The following is a 2692-nucleotide window of genomic DNA, read 5'->3' on the forward strand; positions in this document are numbered from 1 at the left end:
TCACCTACGCTACAATCTCCTGACCGCGCAGTACCACCTTCCTTCCCTGATCACGTTCGCCGAAACCGCTGATCACCTTCACCGAAATCCGCAACTCTGGATACTTGAAGGATGGAAACCTGCTATGAGGTCATGCGACGACAAGGCATTTCGCGACGCACCTTCCTCAAGTATTGTATTGCTCGCTCACGGCCACCTCGCTCGGGTGGGCCCCGACGTTCGGGCCGCAGATCGCACACGCCATGGAGACCAAACCGCGCACGCCGATGCTGTGGCTGCATGGGCTGGAATGCACTTGTTGTTCGGAGTCGTTCACTATCCTCGAGGAGGTCATTGTTAAGTAGAAGGGCAACTACATCCTAGCGGTGGAAGGCAACCGTCCGCTGAACCAGGTGGGCATGAGTTGCATCATCGGCGGGCGCCCCTTCATCGACCAGCTCAAGCATGTGGCCAAGGACGCCAAGGCCGTCATCTCCTGGGGCTCCTGCGCATCATGGGGCTGCGTGCAGGCCGCCAAGCCGAACCCGACGCAGGCCACGCCGGTGCACAAGGTGATCACGGACAAGCCCATCATCAAGGTGCCCGGCTGCCCGCCGATCGCCGAGGCGATGATTGGCGTGATCACTTACATGCTGACCTTTGACCGTATCCCTGAGCTGGACCGCCAGGGCCGGCCGAAGATGTTCTACAGCCAGCGTATCCACGACAAGTGCTACCGCCGCCCACACTTCGATGCCGGCCAGTTCGTCGAGGCCTAGTACGACGAATCCGCGCGCAAGGGCTATTGTCTCTACAAGGTCGGTTGCAAGGGTCCGACCACCTACAACGCCTGCTCGACGACGCGATGGAACGAGGGCACGAGCTTCCCGATCCAGGCCGGCCACGGCTGCATCGGCTGCTCGGAAGATGGCTTTTGGGACAAGGGCTCGTTCTACGACCGCCTCACCAACATCCACCAGTTCGGCATCGAGGCCAACGCCGACAAGGTCGGCGGCGCGGCGGCCGGAGTGGTCGGCGCTGCCGTGGCAGCCCACGCGGCCGTGTCGGCCATCAAGCGTACGGCTCAGAAGAAGAACCAAGGCACCAGCGGCGCCGAGCATTGAGCCGCGCTGACCAGATTCAAGAGAGACAAGGACGTCTCATGACTGCCCATTCCACCCAAGGATTCAACCTTGACAACAGCGGGCGACGCGTGGTCGTCGACCCGGTGACTCGGATCGAGGGTCACATGCGCTGTGAGGTCAATCTCGACGCCAACCTGTCGGCGGCCAAGTACTCGCCCTGCTCGCCGGCGTCATTGACACGGCGCTTGACGCTCAACTCATGATGCGCCGGGTGACCCCAGCGGGCTAGCGTACCTGCGCGCGGCACGCAGTGGTAATCTGTGTCGCCTTCGGCCGTCAGCGATGCTCGTCGGCAAGCACCGAGAGCCCCAGGCCAACGTGGCTGAAGTAGCGGCGATTGAACATTGCCGCCAACGAGTGTTGGGTCGGCGCGACTGGCAAGGAAGCAGGCGTTGCCGTGGAACTGGGACGCCAGCGGCTTCACAGTGTGGCGCCCGGAGCAGCGCGCTCACAAAATGTGCTCTCCAGACGGATATTTGCGTATGCTACCTTCGCGGACAACCATGTTAGTCATGGAGGGACGCGCCAGTCTGCGTGGGGCCGTCGCTTGGGCCGCGAGGGTGATCGCGGCCGCAGACGAGCAGCTCAGGGATGAGATTTTGGGGGGCAGTAGCACTGTCGGCGGGCGGCGAGATCGGCTGAATCACCGGCTTGGGTCTGCTTGCAGAGTTGACGGAGGCAATTGGCTACATCCAACGAGACGATGACTTCAAGCTCATCGGCCGCGCAGCCGAGCGCTGGCAGCGGACCATGGTGGGCGACTGGTCGATCGGGCGCCGACGCGGCGAATGGCAGAGGCAGCCGCCGCTGGATGAGACGCTTCGCGAACGCCTACGACAACTGCTGGACGCGCCAGCCCCTGAGCGCAAGGCGCAGGAGCAACTCGAAATATTGACGAAACCACTTGATGGCGATCAGTCTTTTCCGCAAGTGCGCGAATGACTGAATCGCAAGCGATCCGACGCGTTCAGCCGCGTGGGGGACGGCACGTCGGCCGAAGAGATTACCCGGCGGCTACTGGTGCGTGGCACGCCAACAGCCTTTGCCCCGGCGCTAGCTGTACTGGTCATGCAACGCAACCTTGAAGGGAGAGGGCACATCCGACGATGAACCTAACGCTGCAACGGTAGGGGCAGTGCGGTCTTATAACGAACCTGCTTGAGCGCGAAGCTAGAGCGAATTTTCTCGATTCCTGGAATCGGCGTAAGTTGTTCCAGGATGAATCTCTCCAAGGCAGCCATGTCGGCCACTGCTACCCGAATCAAATAATCGCTATCGCCTGTCATTAAATAGCACTCCATCACTTCGTCGTATTCGGCGATGCGGCGTTCGAACTCTGTCAAGGAGTCCTTACTTTGGTATTTCAAGTTAATTGAGATAAAGACATTCAGCCCTAGGCCTAGAGCGGAAGCACTGACAAGTGCGACATAGCGCCGTATTACGCCGGCACTCGCGAGGGCTTTGACCCGAGCAAGACACGGCGACGGAGAAAGATGAACGCGGCGCGCTAGTTCAACGTTCGTTAGAGCGCTGTTCTGCTGGAGTTCATCGAGAATTCGCAGATCTGT

3 protein-coding genes and 1 pseudogene are annotated in these 2692 nt (G+C 60.7%); 3 read left to right on the forward strand and 1 reads right to left on the reverse strand.

Going from position 1 to position 2692, the window contains the following annotated elements:
* The first annotated feature begins 111 nt into the window (after window positions 1–111).
* From A3AG_RS30925 to A3AG_RS0100200, 3 genes and pseudogenes are all read left to right on the forward strand, one after another.
* A pseudogene (locus tag A3AG_RS30925) lies at window positions 112–1103 on the forward strand (hydrogenase small subunit).
* A 38-nt stretch (window positions 1104–1141) separates the two neighbouring features.
* Complete coding sequence (locus tag A3AG_RS34185; RefSeq protein ID WP_167330476.1) at window positions 1142–1327, forward strand: hypothetical protein; 186 nt, start codon at window positions 1142–1144, stop codon at window positions 1325–1327.
* 448 nt (window positions 1328–1775) lie between these two features.
* Entirely contained in the window at window positions 1776–2066 is a 291-nt protein-coding gene (locus A3AG_RS0100200) for a hypothetical protein (protein ID WP_018003654.1), read from the forward strand.
* Window positions 2067–2236: 170 nt separating this feature from the next.
* Here A3AG_RS0100200 and A3AG_RS0100205 read toward each other — a convergent pair.
* A partial coding sequence (locus tag A3AG_RS0100205) for an Lrp/AsnC family transcriptional regulator (RefSeq protein WP_026163848.1) occupies window positions 2237–2692 on the reverse strand: 456 nt, incomplete at its 5' end.

This window comes from Cupriavidus neocaledonicus, from assembly GCF_000372525.1.
Classification (GTDB): domain Bacteria; phylum Pseudomonadota; class Gammaproteobacteria; order Burkholderiales; family Burkholderiaceae; genus Cupriavidus; species Cupriavidus neocaledonicus.